This is a genomic window from Devosia sp. (assembly GCF_028290435.1).
Taxonomy (GTDB): domain Bacteria; phylum Pseudomonadota; class Alphaproteobacteria; order Rhizobiales; family Devosiaceae; genus Devosia.
This window is the reverse complement of record NZ_JAQGJV010000004.1, coordinates 49321-55320: the sequence shown is the minus strand read 5'-3', so window position 1 is coordinate 55320 and position 6000 is coordinate 49321. Positions and strand designations below refer to the sequence as shown.

5 protein-coding genes are annotated in these 6000 nt (G+C 62.1%); 1 reads left to right on the top strand and 4 read right to left on the bottom strand.

What is annotated here, in order from left to right; all coding sequences use genetic code 11:
• The 4 genes from JWP26_RS00895 to JWP26_RS00880 form a co-directional block, all read right to left on the bottom strand.
• Positions 1–961: ABC transporter substrate-binding protein (locus tag JWP26_RS00895; RefSeq protein WP_299722065.1), on the bottom strand; the 961-nt coding region annotated here is incomplete at its 3' end.
• Between the two features lie 164 nt (positions 962–1125).
• Positions 1126–2034 carry a LysR family transcriptional regulator gene (locus JWP26_RS00890; protein WP_299722062.1) on the bottom strand — a complete coding sequence of 303 codons (909 nt, stop codon included), beginning with the start codon at positions 2032–2034 and terminating at the stop codon, positions 1126–1128.
• A 268-nt stretch (positions 2035–2302) separates the two neighbouring features.
• Positions 2303–3334 carry an aldo/keto reductase gene (locus tag JWP26_RS00885; RefSeq protein WP_299722059.1) on the bottom strand — a complete coding sequence of 344 codons (1032 nt, stop codon included), beginning with the start codon at positions 3332–3334 and terminating at the stop codon, positions 2303–2305.
• A gap of 170 nt (positions 3335–3504) precedes the next feature.
• Positions 3505–4377, bottom strand: coding sequence for an AraC family transcriptional regulator (locus JWP26_RS00880; protein WP_299722056.1), 873 nt, complete (start codon positions 4375–4377; stop codon positions 3505–3507).
• Between the two features lie 101 nt (positions 4378–4478).
• On the opposite strand from JWP26_RS00880, the gene JWP26_RS00875 reads away from it, so the two are divergent.
• The gene (locus JWP26_RS00875; protein WP_299722053.1) at positions 4479–5933 is read left to right on the top strand and encodes an alpha-glucosidase/alpha-galactosidase; all 1455 of its coding nucleotides are present in this window, start codon (positions 4479–4481) and stop codon (positions 5931–5933) included.
• Positions 5934–6000 lie beyond the last annotated feature (67 nt).

Below are 6000 nucleotides of genomic sequence, written 5' to 3'. Positions count from 1 at the left end.
CGAACCAAGCGGCGACGTCGCCCTGTACTTTCGGGTCGAGCGAGTGCTCCATCCACGCATAGGCGCAATTGGGATGCGCTGCGTCAGCCGCGAGCATGGTGGTGTCGGCCCAACCGGTGGCGCCTTCAGCCGGAATGGTGGAGGCCACTGGCTGCTTTGAGGCGATCAGCGTATTGACCTGGAACGGCCAAGAGCCCGAGGCGACGACGCCCTCATTCATGAAATCGTCGACCTGGACGGCCGCGTCATGCCAGTAGCGGCCGACCAGAGCGCGTTGGCCCTTCAACAGGTCGAGCGCGGCGGTGTATTGGGTTTCGTTGAGCTGGTAGGGATCCTTGATGCCGAGTTCGGGCTTGGCGGTCATCAGGTAATTGGCGGCGTCGGCGATGTAGATCGGGCCGTCATAGGCCTGCACGCGCCCCTCATTGGTCTTGCCGTCGGGCAGGTCCATCTTTTCGAAGACGACGTTCCAGCTGGTCGGGGCGGTAGGGAAGGTGGTGGTGTTGTACATGAGGACGTTGGGTCCCCATTGATAGGGCACGCCATAATGCTGGCCATCGACAGTGTACCAGGGCGCGTTCTGCAGGCGCTCGTCGACGGTTTTGAAGCTCGGGATCAGGTCGGTATTAACGGGCACGACCTTCTTGCCGGCCACCAGGCGCAAGGAAGCATCGCCCGAGGCCGTGACGAGATCGAAGCCGCCGCCATTCATCAGCGTGACCATTTCGTCGGAGGTGGCGGCAGTCTTGACGTTGACCTTGCAGCCGCTGGCCTTTTCGAAGCCGGAGACCCAGTCATAGCCGGGGTCGCTTTCGCCGCGCTCGATATAGCCCGGCCAGGCGACGATATTGAGCTCGCCCTCGTTGGTGCCGAGCGTCGTCAGCATATCCTGAGCCATCAACTGGCCGGTGAACAGCACTACCATCGAGAGCGCCGTACCTGTCCGCAGTATCGATTTCATCGCAATCTCCCTGTTCCTGAACGAACCGAGCCGGCCTTGAAGGCCGGTCGCGCTCGGGAGCGGGCGCGGAGCGCATGGCTCCCTGACACAAGAGCTTAGACGCCGCGTTAACTTTCGCAAATCTTTTGTGACGAAGCCTCATATCGGAAAAACCGATACCTTATTTACTGCCGCTGGCGGGAATGATGCGCCTGAGCCATGAAGATGAAATCGCGCGCCGCGCGCGGTAGGGCCGAGCCCTTGCGCCAGACCATGCCGACTTGGACCACCGGCAGAACCCCGGCAATATCGCGGCTTTCGATGCGATCCCCTTCCAGCGACCAGGGCCGATAGATCAGGTCGGGCAGGATGGCGACCCCTGCCCCGGTGGCGACGAGACTGCGCACCGCTTCCACGGATCGTGTGCGAAACGCCACTTGCGGACGGGCGCCCAAGGCCGAGAGCAGCTTGCCGGTATTTTCCTCGGTTTCGTCGACCGTCAACATGATCAGCGGTTCCTTGGCGATGTCGTTGATCTCAATGATTTCGGCCCCGGCCAGCCGATGGCCCAGCGGCAGCCACAGGCGATAGGGGGAAGTCTCGAAAATCTCGGCCTGCAAAGCAACACGGTCACGCATGTTGGAGATAACCATGACGGCTACATCGAGTTTGCCGCCGATCAGCAGGTGTTCGAGATAATCGCCATTGTCCTCTATGGCGGTGACATTGACCGAAGGCTGGGCCCGGCGATAGCGGGCGAGCAGGTCCGAGAGGATATAGCCGGCGACCAGCGAGGTGACGCCCAGATGCAGCGAGCTGGCCTCGGCTGGCACCTCGTCGGAGAAGCTGTGGCGAGCGTCGGAGACGCTGGAGAGAATGCGGGTGGCGTGGCGATAGAATTGCTGGCCCTTGTTGGTCATGGTCAAGCCGCGTCGATGGCGCTCGAACAGGTTCACGCCGAGATCGTGCTCGAGGTCCTTGATGGCGTCGGTGACGGCAGATTGCGAAACGGAAATGACATGAGCTGCGCCCGACACCGTCTGGGTTTCGCAGACGGCGACGAAGTATTGCAGCTGACGCAGGGTGAAGGCCACGCGGGTCCGATGGGCTGGCGGAAGATGGGGTGACGGTAGCGGCGGAATGGGGGGATGGGAAGGGCGGATCAACCCACCACTTCCCGCCCCAAACTCGGTGTCACCCCGGCGCTGGCCGGGGCCAACCTTGAGTTTGGTCTATGCGCCGCCAGATCGCGGTACTGATATAGCGACCTTGCGGCTGAGGTGAGTTCTCGGGATGGGCCCCGGCCTGCGCCGGGGTGACAGCCGGTGGGTGGGGTAGACAGTTCCCAACCGTTTGCGTGACCTACCGTCCGCCTTCGATCTTGCGGTGGCGCTGGTTGATGCCGCCGGTGCCGTACGGATATTCGGACATATCGGGCTTGCTCACTGCGTCGAGCGTGGCGAGTTCGCCGGCGGTTAACGCCAGGGACGTCGCGGCCAGATTATCGGCCAGTTGTTCGCGCGTCCGGGCACCGAGAAGAACCGAGGTGACGGCGGGCTGTGCGGCGACCCAGGCCAGCGCGATCTGGGCGGAGCTGACATTGCGCTCTTTGGCAATGGCCGCTAGAGCCTCGACGACCTGCCAAGTCTGTTCACGGGCATTGCGCTTGTCGAAGGCCTCCATGCCGCGCTTGGGATTTTCGCCCAGACGCGTGGCGCCGGTCGGTGCTACGTCGCGCTGATACTTGCCGCTGAGCCAACCGCCGCCGAGCGGCGACCAAGGCATCAGCCCCATGCCCGCGTCTAGCACCGCCGGCACGATTTCGTGCTCGATATCGCGCATCAGCAGATTGTATTGCGGCTGCAGGGTCACCGGCGCCGTATAGCCATTGGCTTTGGCCATCCACACCGCCTTGGTCAGTTGCCAGCCGAGGAAGTTGGAGAAGCCATAATAGGCAATCTTGCCATTGCGCACGCTGTCGTCGAGGAAACGCAGGGTTTCTTCCAGCGGGGTCAGCGCGTCCCAGGCGTGCATTTGATATAGGTCGATCTGCTCGACCTGCAAGCGGCGCAGGCTATCGTCCAGCGCCTTGCCGAGGTGGCGTCGCGAGGTTCCGATGTCATTGGGACCGGTGCCCATGGGGAAACGTGCCTTGGTGGCGATGACGAGCTGCTCGGCCTCGCTCTTGTGGGCCTTGAGCCAGCGGCCGATGATTTCCTCGGAAACGCCGGCATTGTAGACGTTGGCGGTATCGATGAAATTTCCGCCGGCGGCGACATAATCATTCATCAACTGGCCCGACATGGCCTCGTCGGCCTCATGGCCGAAGGTCATCGTGCCCAGGGCATAATTGGTCACGATCGCGCCGCTCGGGCCGAGTTTGCGGTATTCCATAATGGGCTCCCTTTGGGGATGTTCGAAATGGGGTTCGCCGCTCGATGGCCATGTCGCCGCTTCCGGGGAACGGACGCAATTATTGACGATGTGACAGTTTTTTGTCGGGCGGGGCGTGATTTGAGGTACGCCAGTCAATAGTGCACCGGGAGGGGACGCGGGGCAAGAGCCTAAGCGCCAACCGCCGAGCGCATCGCGATGCGGTATTCCAGCGGCGCCAGAGCGTGTTTACGTCGGAACGCCTTGGCGAGGTAATTGGCATTGGCGAAGCCGGCCGCCGCGGCGATGGCGACCACGCTCATATCGGTAGCCAGCAGCAGGCGCTCGACCCGCTCCAGCCGCCGCTCGAAGACAAAAACCGATGGAGAAGAGCCCAAGGCCGTCGAAAACTGCCGCACGAAATGGGCGCGGCTCATCTGCGCCACGGCCGCCATGCGGTCCACATTGATGGCCCCAGCCAGATTGGCATCGACATAGGCCACGGCCCGCGTGAGGGCCGGCGGCAGAGCCGGCCGCGGCTCGGTATTGGTGGAAAACACCCCGTCATGAAGCGCCACAATGGCAGCATAGGCGGCGCTTGAGGCCTCGCCGGGCAAAATCCCAGGCTTGTCGATCAGTGCCAGGCAGGCATCGGCCATGCGATCGATTACCGGCTCGGGCAAGGCCAGCACGGGCCCGGCCGCGTCGATCACCTCACGGGCGATGCGCAGGGCTTCGCGGCCATGGAGGACGATCCAGAAATACTCCCAGCTTTGCCCGCGTTCGAGCCAGTAGCGATGGGCATGCGGCAGTGACAGCACCATGGTCTGGCCCGGTGTCAGGCGGTGTTGGGTGCCTGCATAATCCAGCCTGCCCTGCCCCGCTATGGTGTGCTGCAACACGAGGAACGGCGCGGTGCCGCGCTGCAAACCATCCCAGGAATAGACCTCGTTGACGCGCTGCTCGTAGCCGGCGCTGATCGCCATGGCGTGCAGCGGCACTTGGCTTTTGGGCAGCGCCAGCACCCGCAATTTGTGGCCATAAGCAATCAGATCATCGAGCACAAAATTACCCGCCTGCGCATAAGTTTTCTCTACACCGATCCGACCCATGCGGCTAGACAGGGAAGCAGAGAAATTAGCCGCAACGCGGCAGGGAGAGATTGATGACCTTCAAAGTTACCGTCATCGGCGCTGGCTCGATCGGCTTTACCAAAACGCTGATCTCGGACCTGCTCAAGGTCCCCGAATTCGTCGATTGCGAATTCGCGCTGACCGACATCAATCCGGCCAATCTGGACATGGCCAAGCAGATCATCGACATGATCGTGTCTGTCAACAAATTACCCGCCAAGGTGACCGCGACCACCGATCGCCGGGCCGCCATTACGGGTGCTCGTTACATCATGAGCTGCGTGCGGGTGGGGGGGCTTGAGGCGTTCGCGACCGACATCAAGATTCCGTTGCGATATGGCGTTGACCAGTGCGTGGGTGACACCATCTGCGCGGGCGGCATTCTCTATGGCCAGCGCAACATTCCGGTGATCCTGGATTTCTGCAAGGACATCCGCGAAGTGGCCGAGCCGGGCGCGCTGTTCCTCAATTATGCCAACCCGATGGCGATGAACACTTGGGCGGCCGAGCAATATGGCGGCGTCAATGTGGTTGGCCTTTGCCATGGCGTACAGCATGGCGCGCATCAGATCGCGCAGGTTCTGGGCGTTGACGATAGCGAGCTCGACTATGTCTGCGCCGGCATCAACCACCAGACCTGGTACATCGATATCCGCGCCAAGGGCCGCAAGATCGAGGCAGATGAGCTGATCGCTGGCTTCGAGCGGCACCCGGTTTATTCCAAGCAGGAGAAGGTGCGCATCGACGTGCTGAAGCGCTTCGGGGTCTATTCCACCGAGAGCAACGGGCACCTCAGCGAATACCTGCCCTGGTATCGCAAGCGGCCGAACGAGATCAATCGCTGGATCGATATGAGCGACTGGATCCATGGCGAAACCGGCGGTTATCTGCGCCACTCGACCGAGCGCCGCAACTGGTTCGAAACCGATTTCCCGATGTTCAAGGAGCAGGCCAACAAGCCGCTTTCGGAGCATAAGCGGACCACCGAACACGCCAGCTACATCATCGAGGCGATGGAAACCGGGCGGGCCTATCGCGGTCATTTCAACCGCAGAAACAGTGGGATAATTACCAACCTGCCCGACGACGCGATCATCGAAAGCCCCGGCTATGTCGATCGTTTCGGCATCAACATGATCGAGGGCATCACGCTACCGACCGCCTGCGCCGCGACCTGTTCGGTATCGGTTTCGGTGCAGCGCCTTTCGGTGGAAGCGGCGATGACCGGCAATCTGGATACGCTCAAGCTCGCCGTGCTGCATGATCCGCTGGTCGGCGCCATCTGCACGCCGGACGAGGTGTGGGCCATGGTCGACGAGATGGTCGTGGCGCAGTCCCAATGGCTGCCGCAATATGCCGACGCCGTGCCCGCCGCCAAGGAGCGCATGGCCAAATCGACGGTCAAGACCAGTGATTGGGAAGGCGCCGCCCGCAAGCGCGTCCGCTCGGTGGAAGAGCTGCGTGAGATGACAGGCGGGCATCACTAAGCCTCTCTCGACAAAAGAACACCTCCCGAACCGGGCGTCCCTTGTGGGGCGCCCGGCTTGGTTTTAG